The sequence below is a fragment of the Vibrio sp. Isolate34 genome (assembly GCF_022397915.1).
Taxonomy (GTDB): Bacteria; Pseudomonadota; Gammaproteobacteria; order Enterobacterales; family Vibrionaceae; genus Vibrio.
Genome location: NZ_JAKEUO010000001.1, coordinates 395095 through 412314, shown reverse-complemented (window position 1 = coordinate 412314; position 17220 = coordinate 395095). Strand labels below are relative to the sequence as shown.

At 44.2% G+C, this 17220-nt stretch carries 16 protein-coding genes and 1 pseudogene; 11 read left to right on the top strand and 6 right to left on the bottom strand.

The window, feature by feature from the left end; genetic code table 11:
* Positions 1–160 precede the first annotated feature (160 nt).
* Positions 161–418, top strand: a pseudogene (locus tag L1D22_RS01975) (2-dehydropantoate 2-reductase); the annotation flags it as partial.
* Between the two features lie 78 nt (positions 419–496).
* Here L1D22_RS01975 and L1D22_RS01970 read toward each other — a convergent pair.
* The 4 genes from L1D22_RS01970 to L1D22_RS01955 all read right to left on the bottom strand — a co-directional run bounded on the left by L1D22_RS01970 (position 497) and on the right by L1D22_RS01955 (position 4244).
* Positions 497–1855 carry an MFS transporter gene (locus L1D22_RS01970; RefSeq protein ID WP_239828526.1) on the bottom strand — a complete coding sequence of 453 codons (1359 nt, stop codon included), beginning with the start codon at positions 1853–1855 and terminating at the stop codon, positions 497–499.
* A 53-nt stretch (positions 1856–1908) separates the two neighbouring features.
* Complete coding sequence (locus L1D22_RS01965; protein ID WP_017068517.1) at positions 1909–2457, bottom strand: peptidylprolyl isomerase; 549 nt, start codon at positions 2455–2457, stop codon at positions 1909–1911.
* A complete protein-coding gene (locus L1D22_RS01960) occupies positions 2457–3026 on the bottom strand; it encodes a YajG family lipoprotein (protein ID WP_017631927.1) in 570 nt (189 codons plus the stop codon). Before L1D22_RS01960 ends, L1D22_RS01965 begins: the two co-directional genes overlap by 1 nt.
* A gap of 66 nt (positions 3027–3092) precedes the next feature.
* On the bottom strand, positions 3093–4244 hold the full coding sequence (locus L1D22_RS01955) for a methyltransferase (protein WP_017068516.1): 1152 nt from the start codon (positions 4242–4244) through the stop codon (positions 3093–3095).
* Between the two features lie 174 nt (positions 4245–4418).
* On the opposite strand from L1D22_RS01955, the gene bolA reads away from it, so the two are divergent.
* The 9 genes from bolA (at position 4419) to nqrM (ending at position 12538) form a co-directional block, all read left to right on the top strand.
* Positions 4419–4727, top strand: coding sequence for a transcriptional regulator BolA (gene bolA, locus L1D22_RS01950; RefSeq protein ID WP_017064186.1), 309 nt, complete (start codon positions 4419–4421; stop codon positions 4725–4727).
* Between the two features lie 521 nt (positions 4728–5248).
* On the top strand, positions 5249–6589 hold the full coding sequence (locus tag L1D22_RS01945; protein ID WP_239828525.1) for a Na(+)-translocating NADH-quinone reductase subunit A: 1341 nt from the start codon (positions 5249–5251) through the stop codon (positions 6587–6589).
* Between the two features lie 5 nt (positions 6590–6594).
* A complete protein-coding gene (locus tag L1D22_RS01940; protein ID WP_048669180.1) occupies positions 6595–7839 on the top strand; it encodes an NADH:ubiquinone reductase (Na(+)-transporting) subunit B in 1245 nt (414 codons plus the stop codon).
* Positions 7829–8596, top strand: coding sequence for a Na(+)-translocating NADH-quinone reductase subunit C (locus tag L1D22_RS01935; protein WP_239828524.1), 768 nt, complete (start codon positions 7829–7831; stop codon positions 8594–8596). Before L1D22_RS01940 ends, L1D22_RS01935 begins: the two co-directional genes overlap by 11 nt.
* A complete protein-coding gene (locus L1D22_RS01930; RefSeq protein WP_008223083.1) occupies positions 8596–9228 on the top strand; it encodes an NADH:ubiquinone reductase (Na(+)-transporting) subunit D in 633 nt (210 codons plus the stop codon). The genes L1D22_RS01935 and L1D22_RS01930 overlap by 1 nt, the downstream gene beginning before the upstream one ends.
* Before the next feature lie 7 nt (positions 9229–9235).
* Positions 9236–9832 (top strand): NADH:ubiquinone reductase (Na(+)-transporting) subunit E, encoded by a 597-nt coding sequence (gene nqrE / locus L1D22_RS01925; RefSeq protein ID WP_009848375.1) that lies wholly within the window; start codon positions 9236–9238, stop codon positions 9830–9832.
* Positions 9833–9861: 29 nt separating this feature from the next.
* Positions 9862–11088: an NADH:ubiquinone reductase (Na(+)-transporting) subunit F gene (gene nqrF / locus L1D22_RS01920; RefSeq protein WP_239828523.1), complete on the top strand. Its 1227-nt coding sequence runs from the start codon at positions 9862–9864 to the stop codon at positions 11086–11088.
* A 174-nt stretch (positions 11089–11262) separates the two neighbouring features.
* Positions 11263–12267 (top strand): FAD:protein FMN transferase, encoded by a 1005-nt coding sequence (locus L1D22_RS01915; RefSeq protein ID WP_239828522.1) that lies wholly within the window; start codon positions 11263–11265, stop codon positions 12265–12267.
* 16 nt (positions 12268–12283) lie between these two features.
* On the top strand, positions 12284–12538 hold the full coding sequence (nqrM, locus tag L1D22_RS01910; RefSeq protein WP_004737624.1) for a (Na+)-NQR maturation NqrM: 255 nt from the start codon (positions 12284–12286) through the stop codon (positions 12536–12538).
* A gap of 111 nt (positions 12539–12649) precedes the next feature.
* Here the strand turns inward: nqrM and L1D22_RS01905 are convergent, their stop codons facing one another.
* Positions 12650–13891 carry a diguanylate cyclase gene (locus tag L1D22_RS01905; protein ID WP_239828521.1) on the bottom strand — a complete coding sequence of 414 codons (1242 nt, stop codon included), beginning with the start codon at positions 13889–13891 and terminating at the stop codon, positions 12650–12652.
* Positions 13892–14053: 162 nt separating this feature from the next.
* Between L1D22_RS01905 and dinB the strand changes: the two genes are divergently transcribed.
* The gene (gene dinB / locus L1D22_RS01900) at positions 14054–15130 is read left to right on the top strand and encodes a DNA polymerase IV (RefSeq protein WP_239828520.1); all 1077 of its coding nucleotides are present in this window, start codon (positions 14054–14056) and stop codon (positions 15128–15130) included.
* 64 nt (positions 15131–15194) lie between these two features.
* Here the strand turns inward: dinB and L1D22_RS01895 are convergent, their stop codons facing one another.
* A complete protein-coding gene (locus L1D22_RS01895) occupies positions 15195–17129 on the bottom strand; it encodes a RecQ family ATP-dependent DNA helicase (protein ID WP_239828519.1) in 1935 nt (644 codons plus the stop codon).
* Positions 17130–17220: the final 91 nt, after the last annotated feature.

The following is a 17220-nucleotide window of genomic DNA, read 5'->3' as shown; positions in this document are numbered from 1 at the left end:
TTTTGTGAAATTCGATTATTTTGTGGATAAATAGGTGAAATAGTGCGCTAAGCAAACGATTCTACTAATTAGAGTGACATGCGTATCAAAATCAACAGTATTCCTTTCTAATCATTTTCTCTTAAAAAATGACTCATCCAAACCACCTTTTAATCCAGTCTTAGATCTATTTTTAACAGAAAACGTGGGTATTGCTGGTAGCACTCCTGCGTTAAGTGATGTGAAATTCAAAGACTACGCGAATGGTATTTATGTTGCAGCCGGGTCTTACTTTGTGACCATTACTGTAGCGGGCCAACCGTCAGTTGTGGCGATTGATTCTGCGCCTGCTACGCTAGCTAGTGGTGTGGTGTATCAAGTCGTGGCAATTGATGACGGAGCGGGTTTTAATCTTATTGTGAGTGATACAACAGACTAGCGCTTACCAAATCATTAGCGACAAAGTAAAAGAGGGTAGCGTGAAGCTACCCTCTTTCTATTCTGTCTTCTTTTTCTCTTATTCGTGGTTGGTTTTCGCTTTTTCTAGTAAATCTGTGAAAAAGTGGCGTAACGAATAGAGCATGATCAAACTTGGTATCACCATAAGCGCAGTAAGTATAAAGAAGGTTGACCAGTCATTTAGGTAATCAACCAACTCACCACTGAAGGAAGCCAGTGTGGTGCGACCGAAGTTACCTAAGGATGCGAGTAAGGCGTATTGTGTTGCTGAAAACGCTTGGCCTGTTAATAGCGTTAGGAAAGAGACAAACGCAACGGTAGAAAAGGCAGTTGTGAAGTTGTCTACAATGATGGTTGCCAAGAACAAGGTTTTACTCGGGCCAGTCTGAGCGATCCACGCAAACATTAGATTACTTGCTGCCATTGCCACACCGCCGATCATCAGCCCGCGTACAATACCGAATTTCACATTGAAGACACTGCCTACCAAAGTGAAGAATATGGTTGCTCCCCAGCCAATTAACTTGGAGTAGTGACCTATCTGTTCGTTACTGAAACCTATCTCTTTATAGAAGGTGATCGACATGCGACCTAGGAAGGCTTCACCTATCTTAAATAGGAACACAAACAACAATAGAGTAATGGCAACTTGAACACCGTTTCTTTTGAAGAAATCATAAAACGGTTCAATTACCGTTACACTGAACCAAGCGACAAGCTTTGAGCCGACTACTTTATTGTGTCGCTGTTGTGCTTGCTCTTGTAGGGCTTCGCGTTGTGTATTTGGCTCTCCGACAAAAAGAGTAAACAGCATTAATACGACAACGACACCTGCCATTCCGTAATACACGCCATTCCAACCGATTGAGTCTGCATTAATAAAGGCAAGGTAACCTGGTAGAGAATACCCTGTCCACCAACCAATTACGGCCATTGCAGAAGCTTGCGGCAGTTTTGATGCTTCGGATTTTGGGAAGGTATCAATACGAAATGCATCAATCGCGATATCTTGCGTAGCTGAGGCAATGGCAATAGCGAGCGCCAACATTGAGGTAAACGCCAAATTCTCTGCGGGATTGACACCTGCGATGAATAAGGTGCAGATTAAAACAATGGTTTGGCAGAAAAAGATCCAACTGCGGCGTTGGCCGAGTATTGCGTGAAGCAGCGGCAGTTTTACTCGGTCTACCAATGGTGCCCATAAAAAGTTAATCGCATAGACGGCAAACACACTACCAAAGTAGCCAATGGCTGCTCGTGTTAAACCTGCATCTTTTAGCCAACCAGACATGTTGGATCCAATAAGAACCCATGGGAAGCCGCTCGAACAACCGAGCATAAACACCCAAAGTAGGCGTTTATCAAGGTAGCTACGGAAAGTCTGCATCCAAGAAAGAGAGGGAGTGCCTGATGACATAGGGCGTCCTTGTATAGAAAAACGCCCTTAAGAAATAAGGGCGTTACATTGGATTACTTAAGAAGGGTCACTTTAGTGATGACGATTGGGTCGACAGGGATGTCTGACATGCGGCCCATTCGTTTGGTTGGAATCGTTGCCATCTTTTGAACAACATCAAAACCTTCAGTTACTTTGCCGAATACTGCGTAGCCTGGGTTACCACCTTTTGCGTTCAAGAAATCATTATCAGAGAAGTTAATGAAGAACTGGCGAGTTGCAGAATCTGGCGCATTAGTACGAGCCATAGCGATTGTTGCTGTATCGTTTTTCAAGCCATTGCTGCCTTCATTCTTGATAGGAGCATAAGTTGCTTGTTGATTCATGTCTTGATCGAAGCCGCCACCTTGCGCCATGAAACCAGGAATAACACGGTGGAAGATAGTACCTTCGTAGCTGCCGTCAGCTACGTACTTTAGAAAGTTCTCAGCACTCACTGGTGCTTGCTCTTGGTTAAGCTCGATAGTGAAGTCGCCTAATGTTGTTTCTACGTTCACTTTAGGACCAGCCCAAACGCTCACGCTCACCAGCATTAATGCAATAGAAGATAGAATGCGACCCATTAGAAACGTTCCTTCATGTAAGTTTGTAGCTCTTGGTCATTGGCAATCTCTTTCAATACCAAGTTGATTACATCGTTAAGCACCATCGCGATATCATCGTTTGAAGCGCTTAATGCACCTGTGCGAGTAGCAGTACCGTTGAATGTTTTAACGAGCTTACCTTCCGGAGTTTCAGCCGTTACTTCAAGTGTTACCTTACCGTCCATTTGGTTTTCCATAATGGTGTGTTCTACGGTAACAAGCGCCTCTTGAATCTCTAAAACAATCGAGTTTTCGCTGTTGACGCTTGCGCGGTAACCTTGAGACTCTAACTGTTGTGCTACAGCGTTCTCTAGAGAAATGCGCATGTTCTGCTTAGCGTGAATTGGCTGAATATTTGATCGGCCACTATCAACCAGTGCAACGTATTGAGCGGCACGAACATCTTTACTGGTTAGTGTGTATGTTTTGCCTTGTACAAGGTTGCTTGAGCTTAGTGAAGCTTCTGGCATTACATTGATTTGTTCTTGCTGAGGGGCTGAACATGCTGTCAAAGCCATAATAGAAGCAGCCAAAATCAGTTTTTTCATTCCTTTATCCTTTCTAAATTCACACCAGAAGCTCGGTATCTTAAATTCTTGTGAAGTCGTTTCTGCTTATTTATTAAAATTCGCAGGTTCTCTTGTTGCTTGTAATATCTCAAATTTTTGGTTTAGTTCAAGCGTTTCAACGTTAGCTTCACCAAATAGTCTTGCTAGTTTGACATCGTATCCGAGGTGTCGGTTGCCAATAACAATTAATTTGCCTCCATTGCTTAGAACATGCTTTGCATCACAGAACATTTGCCACGCAATGTGATCCGTAATCGCTTGTTGCTGATGGAATGGAGGATTACACATCACTAAGTAGGTGCTGTTTTTCTTGAAGCCATCTAAACAGTTGTTGGCGATGAACTGGAAGTTGCCTTCTTCACCAAGGTTATCTTTGACGTTTTGGCGCGCCGATTCCACCGCCATAAAGCTTTCATCCACACAGGTGATACGGGCTTGTGGGTTCAATTGCCCTGCTTTTACACTCAATACACCGTTGCCACAACCAAGATCGATGATATGACGTAGCTCAGGATCTTGAGGGATGTGCTCTAGCATATAGCGAGCGCCTTGATCGAGTGCTTCCCCTGAGTAAACATTTGGTAAATTTTTCAGGCGGATATCTTCACCGTCTACATCCCATTCAACAAAAGGCTCTACCGTTTGAATTGGCTGGCAGTTTGGAGATGAGAATACTAAGCGGTGTTTTTTCTTCGCTAGTGATGTTTTGGTTTCACCAAGGTATTTTTCGAACAGGTTAAGCGTAGAGGTGTGAATCTCTTTTACCTTGTTGACGCCGATCACTTGGCAGCCTTCAGGCAATGCTTGGCGTAGCTGGCTCAATTGCCAGATTAGGTGACGATTTGTTTTTGGCAGCTGCATGATCACAAGGTCGATACCGTGTGGGATATCATCCATCGTGTTCAAAAAGTTCACTCGGTTACTTTGATTGCGTTGCAAGTTTTTCAGGGCACCACGGTGAGAGATAAATGAGTCGCTCATCATGGTGACATCATGATCTTTCGAGAACCAAGCGGATAGGGCACCAAAGCTGTCGTTCATGATCAGGATGTGTTTGCCAGGTTCAAGGTTCATCTCTTCAACATGACTGATCAGGTATTCGTCGCCCGCATCCCAAGCTTGAAGGGTTTCATTTGAACGTTTAGGGAAACGATGTAAGGTCAAAGTTCTATCGTGAAGGGTAAGTTCGGTTTTCATTGCTTGAGATACTTATGTAAGGAATAACAAGGATATTGTCTCAAATGCAGGCTGAACAAGATAGAAAAAACTCAAGCAAACCTACGCCATTCGCTATCAAATACTCAGACAGTCGACCGCTTAGGGTTTATACTCATCCCACGGATAATGCCAATACGTTATTAAGGAATCACAATGATCCAAGAAGTTATCGAAACAAAATTGCACAATGAGTTTTCACCAAGTCATTTAAACGTGGTCAATGAGAGCTATATGCATAATGTTCCGGCCGGTTCTGAGAGTCATTTTAAAGTGATTGTTGTCAGTGATGTGTTTGAAGGTTTACGTCTTATTGCTCGTCATCGAGCGGTAAATAAAGCACTTTCAGAAGAGTTAGCGAATAATATTCACGCACTGTCCATTCACACTTATACAAAAGATGAATGGATGAAGCAGCTCGATAACGTGCCAGACAGCCCTATGTGTATGGGTGGTGGCAAGTAACACAACGAGCATATTGAGAAAGGGCGGCGATGCCGCCTTTTTTGTCGCCAAACCTATGTGTTTTTCGTTGTTATATCACTCAAACTGATGGCAATTTGAATGGCTGGAAATACCTACAATGAGTAATGTTTTTATTAACAGTGTTTCAACATAACTCGTAAAATATTAGTTTGTGACAGAGTATTAATCTCTTGTTTAAAACACGATTCAAAAGCCATTTTATCTGTGCGGCTCGTCAAATTTATACATATTTGAGAGTCCATATGCTTCAAATCTCACCAAATAAAGGCGGTATTCAAGTTATTGGTCATGGCATCAAGTTGTCAAAAAATGCTAGAATATGGCACCTGATAAATCTCACATGTTTTGTGTGATGAGTTTATTAAGATAATGTTGCGATTTTGGTATCTCAAATTTACCAAAACCGGACACTGTAATGTCGTGTCTAAGGGCGATTTTAAAACGTCCTGAATTTACGCAATTAAAAGAATCTTTTTCCCGATAAAGTAGTGCAAGTGCGTATGATTACAATAAAGAAGGGTTTGGATCTTCCTATCGCAGGAACTCCATCCCAGGTGATTAATGATGGTAAGTCCATCACTAAAGTCGCCTTGCTTGGCGAAGAGTACGTTGGTATGCGTCCTACGATGCATGCTCGCGTTGGTGATGAAGTGAAGAAAGGCCAAGTTCTTTTTGCAGATAAAAAGAACCCAGGTGTTGTATTTACTTCTCCAGCAAGCGGTAAAGTTATTGAAGTGAACCGTGGTGCTAAGCGTGTTCTTCAATCAGTAGTGATTGAAGTAGCAGGCAATGAGCAAATCACGTTCAATAGCTATGAAGCTAACCAACTAGCAGGTCTTGACCGTGAAACGGTTAAAACTCAGTTAGTTGAGTCTGGCGCATGGACCGCTTTGCGAACTCGTCCGTTCAGCAAGGTTCCAGCAGTTGATTCTGAAACTCAGGCTATTTTCGTTACTGCTATGGATACTAATCCGCTAGCAGCTGAGCCAGAATTAATCATTAACGAGCAGTCTGATGCTTTCGTTGCTGGTTTAGATCTTCTTTCAACTCTGACTAACGGTAAAGTGTACGTTTGTAAAAAAGGTACTAGCTTACCTCGTTCAGCTCAGTCTAACGTTGAAGAACATGTTTTTGATGGCCCACACCCTGCAGGTCTTGCAGGCACGCATATGCATTACCTATACCCGGTAAATGCAGAAAACGTAGCGTGGAGTATTAACTACCAAGATGTTATCGCATTCGGTAAGCTTTTCCTTACTGGTGAGCTTTATACCGATCGTGTTGTTTCTCTGGCTGGTCCAGTGGTAAACAACCCGCGTCTAGTTCGTACTCAAATTGGTGCTAGCCTTGAAGAGTTGACAGACAGCGAGCTAATGCCAGGCGAAGTTCGTGTGATTTCTGGTTCTGTACTTACGGGTACTGAAGCAACAGGTCCACATGCTTTCCTTGGTCGTTACCATCAGCAAGTTTCTGTTCTACGTGAAGGTCGTGATAAAGAGCTATTCGGCTGGGCTATGCCTGGTAAGAACAAGTTCTCTGTTACTCGTTCATTCCTTGGTCACCTGTTTAAAGGTCAGTTGTTCAACATGACAACGACGACAAACGGTAGTGACCGCTCAATGGTTCCAATCGGTAACTACGAGCGCGTAATGCCTCTAGATATGGAACCTACATTGCTGCTTCGTGATCTATGTGCAGGCGACGTTGATAGTGCTCAAGCACTAGGTGCGCTAGAGCTAGACGAAGAAGATGTAGCATTGTGTACCTTTGTATGTCCAGGTAAGTACGAGTACGGTCAACTACTTCGTGAATGCCTAGATACGATTGAGAAGGAAGGGTAATTTTCATGGGCCTTAAAAAGTTTCTTGAAGACATCGAGCATCATTTTGAGCCAGGTGGTAAACACGAGAAGTGGTTTGCGCTTTACGAAGCAGCAGCGACTGTGTTCTACACACCAGGTCTTATTACAAAGAAAAGCTCGCACGTTCGTGATAGCGTTGATTTAAAACGTATCATGATCATGGTTTGGTTCGCGGTATTCCCAGCAATGTTCTGGGGTATGTACAACGCGGGCGGCCAAGCTATCGCAGCACTTAACCATATGTACGCAGGCGCTGAACTAGCATCTGTTATCGATGGTAACTGGCACTACTGGCTAACTGAAATGCTTGGCGCCTCCTTAGGAGCCGATGCTGGTGTTGGCAGTAAGATGCTACTTGGTGCGACTTACTTCCTACCTATCTACGCAACGGTATTCATCGTTGGTGGTTTCTGGGAAGTTCTGTTCTGTATGGTGCGTAAGCACGAAGTAAACGAAGGTTTCTTTGTTACTTCTATCTTATTCGCGCTTATCGTTCCGCCAACGCTTCCTCTATGGCAAGCAGCACTAGGTATTACCTTCGGTGTTGTTGTAGCGAAAGAGATCTTCGGTGGTACGGGTCGTAACTTCCTGAACCCTGCACTTGCTGGCCGTGCGTTCCTATTCTTTGCATACCCTGCACAGATTTCAGGTGACGTAGTGTGGACTGCTGCAGACGGTTTCTCTGGTGCAACTGCTCTTAGCCAATGGGCTCAAGGTGGCGGTAGCGCACTAATGAACGTTACATCTGGTGAAGCTATCACTTGGATGGACGCATTCATTGGTAACATCCCAGGTTCTATCGGTGAAGTATCGACTCTAGCACTTATGATTGGTGCTGCGATGATCGTTTACATGCGTATCGCTTCATGGCGCATCATTGCTGGTGTAATGATCGGTATGATTGCTGTGTCTACGCTGTTTAACGTGATCGGTTCTGATACTAACGCAATGTTCAGCATGCCTTGGCACTGGCACCTAGTTCTAGGTGGCTTCGCATTCGGTATGTTCTTCATGGCGACAGACCCAGTATCAGCTTCATTTACCAACAAAGGTAAGTGGTGGTACGGCATCCTAATCGGCGCAATGTGTGTAATGATCCGTGTAGTTAACCCTGCATACCCAGAAGGCATGATGCTTGCGATTCTATTCGCAAACCTATTTGCTCCTCTGTTTGACCACGTTGTAATCGAGAAGAACATTAAGCGGAGACTAGCGCGCTATGGCAAGTAATAACGATAGCATTAAAAAGACGCTGTTTGTTGTTATCGCATTGAGCCTAGTGTGCTCAATCATCGTTTCAACAGCTGCAGTTGTTCTTAAACCTAAGCAACAAGCTAACGCAGTTCTGGATCAGCAAACTAAGATCCTTGAAGTTGCGGGCATTGACCTTGAAGGTGATATTCCAGCGTTGTACGCAGAGAACATCGAACCTCGTCTAGTTGATTTCGCTACTGGCGATTTCGTTGACGGCGATGCTGCTGCATACGACCAACGTAAAGCGGCAAAAGATCCAGCTCAGTCAATCAAGCTTTCAGCTGAAGAAGACATTGCTAAGATCCTTCGTCGTGCTAACACAGGTACTGTATACCTTGTGAAAGATGGCGCTGAAACTTCTAAAGTTATCATCCCTGTTCACGGTAACGGCCTATGGTCAATGATGTACGCATTCGTTGCGGTAGAAACTGATGGCAACACAGTTTCTGGTATCACTTACTACGAGCAAGGTGAAACTCCTGGACTTGGTGGTGAGGTTGAGAACCCAACTTGGCGCGCTCAATTCGTTGGTAAGAAATTATTCGACGAAAACCACAATCCTGCTATCCAGGTTGTTAAAGGTGGCGCTCCTCAAGGTTCTGAGCACGGTGTAGATGGCCTTTCTGGTGCAACGCTGACTAGCGTTGGTGTTCAACATACATTTGACTTCTGGTTAGGTGATATGGGCTTTGGTCCGTTCCTAGCAAAAGTTCGTGACGGAGGTCTGAACTAATGTCTAGTGCAAAAGAAATTAAAAAGAGCATCTTAGCGCCGGTGTTGGACAACAACCCAATCGCGCTACAGGTTCTTGGTGTGTGTTCTGCTCTTGCGGTAACCACTAAGCTAGAAACAGCATTTGTTATGACTATCGCGGTAATGTTCGTTACTGCTCTGTCTAACTTCTTCGTTTCTTTGATCCGTAACCACATTCCTAACAGTGTGCGTATCATCGTTCAGATGGCAATTATCGCATCGCTAGTAATCGTGGTAGACCAAGTGCTAAAAGCATACCTATACGATATCTCTAAGCAGCTATCTGTATTCGTAGGCCTAATCATTACTAACTGTATTGTAATGGGTCGTGCTGAAGCATTCGCAATGAAGTCTGCGCCAATTCCATCTCTAATCGATGGTCTTGGTAACGGTCTTGGTTACGGTTTCGTTCTTATCACTGTTGGTTTCTTCCGTGAGCTTCTAGGCTCTGGCAAACTATTTGGTATGGAAGTACTACCTCTAGTGAGCAACGGTGGTTGGTATCAGCCAAACGGCTTGATGCTTCTAGCACCTTCTGCATTCTTCCTAATTGGTTTCTTGATTTGGGCAATTCGTGTGTTCAAACCAGAACAAGTAGAAGCGAAGGGGTAAGGTAGTCATGGAACATTATATTAGTCTGCTAGTTAAATCGATTTTTATCGAAAACATGGCGCTTTCTTTCTTCCTAGGTATGTGTACATTCCTAGCGGTATCTAAGAAAGTTAAAACTTCTTTTGGTCTTGGTGTTGCGGTAGTTGTAGTACTTACAATCGCTGTTCCTGTAAACAACCTTGTTTACACACACATCCTAAAAGAAAACGCGCTTGTTGAAGGTGTCGATTTAAGTTTCCTTAACTTCATCGCATTCATCGGTGTTATCGCGGCACTTGTACAAATCCTAGAGATGGTCCTAGACCGTTTCTTCCCACCTTTGTACAACGCACTAGGTATCTTCCTTCCTCTGATCACAGTTAACTGTGCAATCTTTGGTGGTGTATCTTTCATGGTAACTCGTGACTACAACTTTGCTGAATCTGTTGTTTACGGCTTCGGTTCTGGTGTGGGTTGGATGTTAGCTATCGTTGCTCTTGCGGGTATCCGTGAGAAGATGAAGTACTCTGACGTACCTCCAGGTCTACGTGGCCTTGGTATCACGTTCATTACTGTTGGTCTGATGGCGTTAGGCTTTATGTCTTTCTCTGGTGTTCAACTGTAGGGTAAGCACCCAGTAATAAGGAATAACAAATGTTTAGTATTATTCTTGGCGTAGCGATGTTTACCATTATTGTACTGGCTCTAGTACTAGTGATTCTTTTCGCTAAGTCTAAGTTAGTACCATCAGGTGACATCACTATTTCAGTAAATGGCGACCCTGAAAAGGCGATCGTTACTCAACCTGGTAGCAAGCTACTTGGTGCCCTAGCTGGCGCTGGTATCTTCGTATCTTCTGCTTGTGGTGGCGGTGGCTCTTGTGGTCAGTGTCGTGTAAAAGTTAAGTCTGGTGGTGGCGACATCCTACCAACTGAACTTGATCACATCACAAAAGGCGAAGCTCGTGAAGGTGAACGTCTTGCATGTCAAGTTGCTATGAAAACTGACATGGAGATTGAACTAGACGAGGATATCTTTGGTGTTAAAAAGTGGGAATGTACTGTTATCTCGAATAACAACGAAGCTACTTTCATTAAAGAACTTGCACTAGCAATCCCTGAAGGTGAAGAAGTTCCGTTCCGCGCGGGTGGTTACATTCAGATTGAAGCTGAACCACATCACGTGAAATACGCAGATTACGATATTCCTGAGGAATACCGTGGTGACTGGGATAAGTTCAATCTATTCCGTTACGAGTCTATCGTTAAAGAACATTCAATCCGTGCTTACTCAATGGCTTCATACCCAGAAGAGAAAGGCATCATTAAGTTGAACGTTCGTATCGCGACTCCGCCGCCAAACAACCCAGACGTAGCTCCAGGTGTGATGTCTTCATACATCTGGTCTCTTAAGCCTGGTGACAAGTGTACTATTTCTGGTCCATTTGGTGAGTTCTTTGCTAAAGACACAGACAATGAAATGGTATTCATCGGTGGTGGTGCAGGTATGGCGCCTATGCGTTCTCATATCTTCGACCAACTTAAGCGTCTTAAGTCTACTCGTAAGATGTCTTACTGGTATGGCGCACGTTCTAAGCGTGAGATGTTCTACATTGAAGATTTCGATGGCCTAGCGGCTGCAAACGAAAACTTCGTGTGGCATTGTGCACTGTCTGATCCTCAACCAGAGGACAACTGGGACGGTTATACTGGTTTCATCCACAACGTACTGTACGAAAACTACCTGAAGGATCACGAAGCTCCTGAAGATTGTGAGTACTACATGTGTGGTCCACCGATGATGAACGCTGCTGTTATCGGCATGCTGAAAGATCTTGGTGTAGAAGATGAAAACATCCTACTAGATGACTTCGGTGGTTAATCCACTTAAGTGATTGATATTATGGCTGACTCCTACGAGTCAGCCATTTGTTTTTCTAAGACAGCTTTTGACAACATACTGGCTTATATAAGAAAGAGTAAGGCATTCAAAATACCTATTTTTTACTCTTATTTTTCCTTATATAAATCCTCAACATTAGACAGGAGTAAGCAAGTGAGAATTTGGCTTGTTGCATTAACTTCTTTGATTTTTCTTGCGGGCTGTGAGCAGTCAAGAGAGCAAGTGCATTTGAGTGGCCCAACGATGGGCACGAGTTACAATATTAAATACATCAATGGTGATGAATTTCCTGAGTCTAATGAAGTTCATACAGAGATCGATCGCCTGCTTGAAGAAGTAAACGACCAGATGTCGACTTACCGTGAAGATTCCGAATTAAGCCGTTTCAACCAGCATAAAGGTGCAGATGCGTTCGAAGTATCTGAGCAAACAGCGACGGTTGTGAAAGAAGCGATTCGTTTGAACGGTCTTACTGAAGGAGCACTGGATGTAACGGTTGGTCCATTAGTTAATTTATGGGGCTTTGGTCCTGAAGCCCGTCCTGAAATTGTGCCATCAGATGAAGAGCTGGCGGCTCGCAAGGCTAAGATTGGTATCCATCACCTTAGCGTTGAAGGCAACATGTTGAAAAAAGACCTACCTAACCTGTATGTCGATCTATCCACGATTGCAAAAGGTTGGGGCGTTGACGTCGTCGCTGACTACCTTGATTCTATTGGTATTCACAACTACATGGTTGAAGTCGGTGGCGAAATTCGTCTGAAAGGTTTAAACCGTGAGAACGTGGGCTGGCGTATCGCGATTGAGAAACCAAGCGTCGACGAGCGTAATATCCAAGAGATCATCGAGCCGGGTGATATGGCTATCGCAACCTCTGGTGATTACCGTAACTATTTTGAACGTGATGGTGTTCGTTACTCACACATCATCAACCCTGAAACAGGAAAGCCTCTTCACCATAAAGTGGTTTCTGTGACTGTTTTAAACCCGTCTTCAATGACTGCAGACGGCTTATCTACAGGCCTTATGGTCTTAGGTGAAGAGAAAGGAATGGAAGTCGCAAACCAACATAACATCCCTGTGTTCATGGTGGTAAAAACAGCAGATGGCTTTAAAGAAGTTGCTTCTGAAGCATTTAAGCCATACTTAGGTAAATAAGGTAAGCGAGATAATTATGAATACATTTCTGATTACATTTGGTGTTTTTCTAGCTGTGATTACAGCAATGTCTATTGGTTACATCATTCAAAAGAAAGTAGTTAAAGGTAGCTGTGGCGGCTTAGGTGCAGTTGGTATTGATAAAGTATGTAACTGCCCAGAACCTTGTGATGCGCGTAAAAAGCGTGAAGCTCGTGAAGCTTACCGCGAAGAGAAACTGGCCGAGCGTCAGCAAAAAGAAGCTGCTTGGAATAAAGATCGTATTGCTTAATCAGCGATATTGATTGGGAGCGAATTAAGCCTTCCAAGAACAGAAGCCCAAGGTATGTGCCTTGGGCTTTTTTGTTTTTAGCAAATTGGATTCATGCTTAGAAAGGTTCAGCTACTCGTTAACTAACTGAAGATTATTGCGAGCGCACACTAGCTGGTTTCGACCTTGTTCTTTAGCGGTATAAAGCAGTTCGTCGGCGGCTTTAATCTGTTCATCTAAAGAGCCCACTTGATCGGTTACCCCAATGCTCATGGTCACTTCAATGATTTGTGAATCATGCTCCACTTGGTGACTTTCAATTGCGTCTCTCATGGATTCCAACGCTTCCACAAACTGTTCAAATGGACCACATGATTGAATGCAAAACTCTTCACCACCGAAACGAACCGCAACATCATCTTTAAAGTAATCTTTGATTATCTTGCCGACTTCCACCAGTACTGCATCACCACCATCGTGACCGTAGGTGTCGTTCACTTTCTTGAAGAAGTCGATATCCATCATAGCAATACTGCGCTGCTCACAAACTTTACATGTTTGATTGAACAGGTAACGACGGTTCCATAATCCGGTAAGGGCATCCTCATTGGCATGACGAAACAGTTCATTGGTGGCTTCCTTCATATCCAATAATTGGTGGATGCGGCAGAAAAACTCTTCTTGGTTGAAAGGTTTATATAGGAAGTCGTTGGCTCCGGCTTTGAGGAAGCGTGCCGTCATGGTGCGATCATCACTACCAGAGAGCCCAAGAATTGCGAGTTGATTACGGTCGTGATTGACTCTAATGTCGCGGGTCATCGAAATGCCATCTTTATTCGGCATATCATGGTCGGTCACAACAAAAGTGATATCAGGATCGTTCTGAAGAAGCGTGAGTGCTTGCTCACCGTCTTCGGCTTGAACGGTTTGAATATATTGATGTTCGAGGAGCTGAACGACATATCGGCGAACCACAGCAGAATCATCAACGACCAGCGCTTTATGGTGGCGATTATTGGAGATTCGATTAACCAGAGGAAGCAAGTAGCTGACTGATGACATGCTGTCTTTGAGGATGTAATCAAGCACACCTTTGGCAAGAACTTGCTCTCGAAGTGTGTTGTTGAACATGCCGGTTAGCACGATGATCTTTTGCTGGTAACCAAGTACCAGGTCAATGATCTCGCCGTCTTGGCCGTCAGGTAGACAATAGTCGAGGACTGCACATAAGAAATCCGTTTCTTTCTCTAAGATCGCTTTGGCTTGTTCTACAGATTCCGCCAGCGAAACTTGATAGCCATCGTTCTTAAATTGCTGGTAAAGATAGTTTCTGAATGCGCGACTATCCTCTACCACTAGTATTTTTTCACTCAAAAGCGATCCCTACTTATAGACTCAATACTCCTAACAATACTATCAGAATAGTGGGCGGCGAATGAAGTGAAACCTGTTGGGCTGGACTCCAGATCATTTTAAATCTGAGAATAATTGATTATACTGTTCATAGATACAGTTGTAAGGTTGAGTTATTTCTAAATGTGTAGTGCGGACCAAGAGAGAGTCAGAAAAATAATCCATGTTGATATGGATTGTTTTTACGCAGCTGTAGAAATGCGAGACAACCCATCTTACCGAAATCGACCGCTTGCCGTGGGTGGGCATGAAAAACAACGCGGTGTGCTGAGCACGTGTAACTACGAAGCGCGTAAGTTTGGTGTTCGTTCTGCTATGCCTACTGGTAAAGCGCTGCAGCTTTGCCCTAATTTGCTGGTCGTGCCGGGAAGAATGTCAGTCTATGTCGAGATATCGAAGAAGATCCGCGAAATCTTTTTTCGATATACCTCAGTGATTGAGCCGCTTTCTTTGGATGAAGCGTTTCTAGATGTGACCGATTCAAAACAGTGTCATGGTTCGGCGACACTCATTGCAGAGTCGATCCGTCGTGATATCTGGAACGAACTCAATCTGACGGCTTCCGCAGGCATTGCTCCGATCAAGTTCTTGGCGAAAGTCGCATCGGATATGAATAAACCCAATGGGCAATTTGTTATCCCTCCCCAAAACGTCCAAGCGGTGATCGACGAACTACCACTCGAAAAAATCCCCGGTGTCGGCAAGGTGAGCCTGGAAAAGCTGCATCAAGCGGGCTTCTTTACTTGTAAGGACATTAAGCAGTCTGACTATCGCGACCTACTGCTTAAATTTGGCCGCCAAGGTGCGTCACTGTGGAAGCGCAGCCACGGCATTGATGACCGAGAAGTTATCATAGAACGTGAAAGAAAGTCGGTAGGCGTAGAGCGAACCTTTACTCAAAACATATCGACTTACGCTGAATGTTGGCAGGTGATAGAAGATAAGCTGTTTCCTGAACTCGAAACTCGCTTAGAAAAGGCTAGCCCAAGTAAAGCGATCATCAAGCAGGGAATCAAACTCAAGTTCGCCGACTTTCAGCAAACCACTATCGAACACATACATGCTTCACTCGATCGCGAACATTTCAAAGAGCTGTTGAGTGAAATACTGAAAAGGCAACAAGGACGAGAGATACGCTTACTAGGCCTAAGTGTGATGCTACAACCCAAAGAGCAGATGCGTCAGCTGAGCTTCTTTTAAAGATAATGAGTTAGATGAATACCGACTAAGCCTCAAAGCCTAGTCGGTTTTTTATAGGTAAGAGTTACCTAGGAAGTTGCTTTACTCGCGCTAAGGTATCACTGAATGGTTGTTGCTCTAACTTTCCGTAGCCGACCATTTTGCTGGCTTTAAGCTTGGTTGAAAGTGGGGTGGCGATCCCACAGAGAAAACGAGTAATCGCTTCGTCGGTAATCAACTGTTGGCTCGCTGAAATGAACTCATGAATCCATGTCATTACCGTTTCATCATCAACAGGCTCAACATCAACGGTTGGTAAGGTTGCTACTTGACCGCGACATACAGAGCAGTGACCACACTTGGTTGGCGCTTTATCATCGGCAAAGTAACTTGCAAGGCGCGAGCTTAGACAGGTGTCCGCTTCAAAGAAGCTCAGCATCTGATTAAGACGATTGATTTCACTGTTCTCTTTTGCCTTAAACAACTCAGTTAATCGCTCAGATAACTGCATCATATCTTCAGAGGTATTGTGAATCGCGTAGACATCCGTGATCTGTTTGCTTTCTAGTTCAATCCAACCCTGTTCATTAAAGTAATCAATTGCCGCAATCACACGTTGGCGATCCGCTTGGAAATGAGTCCAAAGCGCCTCGAAGTCGACTTGGCACCAGACTCTCGCTTGCGGTGAGCATTGAAAAATCGCTTCAACAAAGTTAAGACGTTCGCCTTGGAACTGCTCGCAGATCTGCTGCTTAGGGCGAATGAACTTAAATTTGTAATCGGCGAAGTAGCTGTACTTCGGCTCAATTACTCCTTCAATTTCGAGGTAAACCAGCAGTGTTTTAAGCGGCAGCTGACGAATGTTGGATTCACGCGATAGCTGATTAAGCATGATCTCCCATTGACTTGAACCTGAAGCATTAATGTTTTGGTTTTCGTAGATTTCTTTTAATACTGCCTGGATTGATATGTTGTCTGGCGTATCGCCAAATACAAAGTTCTCTAGTGTGCTCAAGCCGTGTTTGTTCGCGAGCAAAATACACTCAGAAGCTTGTCCATCACGGCCAGCTCTTCCTATCTCTTGGGAGTAGTTCTCTATCGATTTTGGTAAGTCAAAGTGAATCACTCGGCGAATATTTGACTTGTCGACACCCATACCAAATGCAATGGTTGCCACGATACAGTTGACGTCATCACTCATGAATTGATGTTGGATGGCGTCTCTGTTTTCTGGCTTAAGGCCGGCATGATAAGCCACGGCATTTACGCCAGCATTACGAAGTTGCTGAGCGACCATCTCTGCTGTTTGTTGAAGCGTGACATACACAATAGTCGGAGCGAGAGAAGCTCGGTTGACGACATTGCACAAGGTTTCTAGTTTGCTGGCTTGTTCGCAAGGTTGAATTGAAAGGTCTAGGTTTTGACGATAGAAGCCAGTAACCACTACACGCTCCTCATCGATATCAAACTTAGACTTCATATCTTGGATAACAGAGGTCGTCGCGGTTGCTGTGAGCAGTAGCACTTGAGGAATATTCAGTTGTTTTTGGTATTGAGGAAGTTTTAGGTAGTCTGGTCTGAAGTTGTGACCCCACTCCGAGATACAGTGCGCCTCATCGACCACAAGTAACGAGATAGGCACTTGGGAGATAAACTGACGAAAGCGTTCGTTCTTCAGGCGCTCAACCGAGATCATTAGGATTTTTGTGTCACCGTTACGCACGGATTGCATCACCTGTTGTGTGGTTTGTCTGTCTTGGCTTGATTCGATTGCAGCCGCGCTAATGCCTTTACTGTGTAAGAAACTGAGCTGGTCTTTCATTAACGCTAATAGCGGTGATATCACCAAGGTTAAATGAGGAAGCTCTAACGCGGGCAATTGGTAGCAAAGTGACTTGCCTGATCCCGTTGGGAATATTGCAGCGGTCGAATGACCAGATAGAACATTATCAATGACTTGCTTTTGCCCGTTTCGTAGTGAATCGAATCCGAATACTTGTTTTAGCTTCTGCTCAATCATTTATGTTCTACCTGATTTAATAAGTGTCGTATTGATGCTAAAGCGCGCATCTATTCATGATAGCGTCGCTCGTTGAATCAAATGTCTTGCA

What these genes read in the sequence shown, in the direction of transcription:
- L1D22_RS01970 (WP_239828526.1), bottom strand. Translation starts at nt 1,855, where the DNA reads ATGTCATCAGGCACTCCCTCTCTTTCTTGGATGCAGACTTTCCGTAGC.
- L1D22_RS01965 (WP_017068517.1), bottom strand. Translation starts at nt 2,457, where the DNA reads ATGGGTCGCATTCTATCTTCTATTGCATTAATGCTGGTGAGCGTGAGC.
- L1D22_RS01960 (WP_017631927.1), bottom strand. Translation starts at nt 3,026, where the DNA reads ATGAAAAAACTGATTTTGGCTGCTTCTATTATGGCTTTGACAGCATGT.
- L1D22_RS01955 (WP_017068516.1), bottom strand. Translation starts at nt 4,244, where the DNA reads ATGAAAACCGAACTTACCCTTCACGATAGAACTTTGACCTTACATCGT.
- bolA (WP_017064186.1), top strand. Translation starts at nt 4,419, where the DNA reads ATGATCCAAGAAGTTATCGAAACAAAATTGCACAATGAGTTTTCACCA.
- L1D22_RS01945 (WP_239828525.1), top strand. Translation starts at nt 5,249, where the DNA reads ATGATTACAATAAAGAAGGGTTTGGATCTTCCTATCGCAGGAACTCCA.
- L1D22_RS01940 (WP_048669180.1), top strand. Translation starts at nt 6,595, where the DNA reads ATGGGCCTTAAAAAGTTTCTTGAAGACATCGAGCATCATTTTGAGCCA.
- L1D22_RS01935 (WP_239828524.1), top strand. Translation starts at nt 7,829, where the DNA reads ATGGCAAGTAATAACGATAGCATTAAAAAGACGCTGTTTGTTGTTATC.
- L1D22_RS01930 (WP_008223083.1), top strand. Translation starts at nt 8,596, where the DNA reads ATGTCTAGTGCAAAAGAAATTAAAAAGAGCATCTTAGCGCCGGTGTTG.
- nqrE (WP_009848375.1), top strand. Translation starts at nt 9,236, where the DNA reads ATGGAACATTATATTAGTCTGCTAGTTAAATCGATTTTTATCGAAAAC.
- nqrF (WP_239828523.1), top strand. Translation starts at nt 9,862, where the DNA reads ATGTTTAGTATTATTCTTGGCGTAGCGATGTTTACCATTATTGTACTG.
- nqrM (WP_004737624.1), top strand. Translation starts at nt 12,284, where the DNA reads ATGAATACATTTCTGATTACATTTGGTGTTTTTCTAGCTGTGATTACA.
- dinB (WP_239828520.1), top strand. Translation starts at nt 14,054, where the DNA reads ATGTGTAGTGCGGACCAAGAGAGAGTCAGAAAAATAATCCATGTTGAT.
- L1D22_RS01895 (WP_239828519.1), bottom strand. Translation starts at nt 17,129, where the DNA reads ATGATTGAGCAGAAGCTAAAACAAGTATTCGGATTCGATTCACTACGA.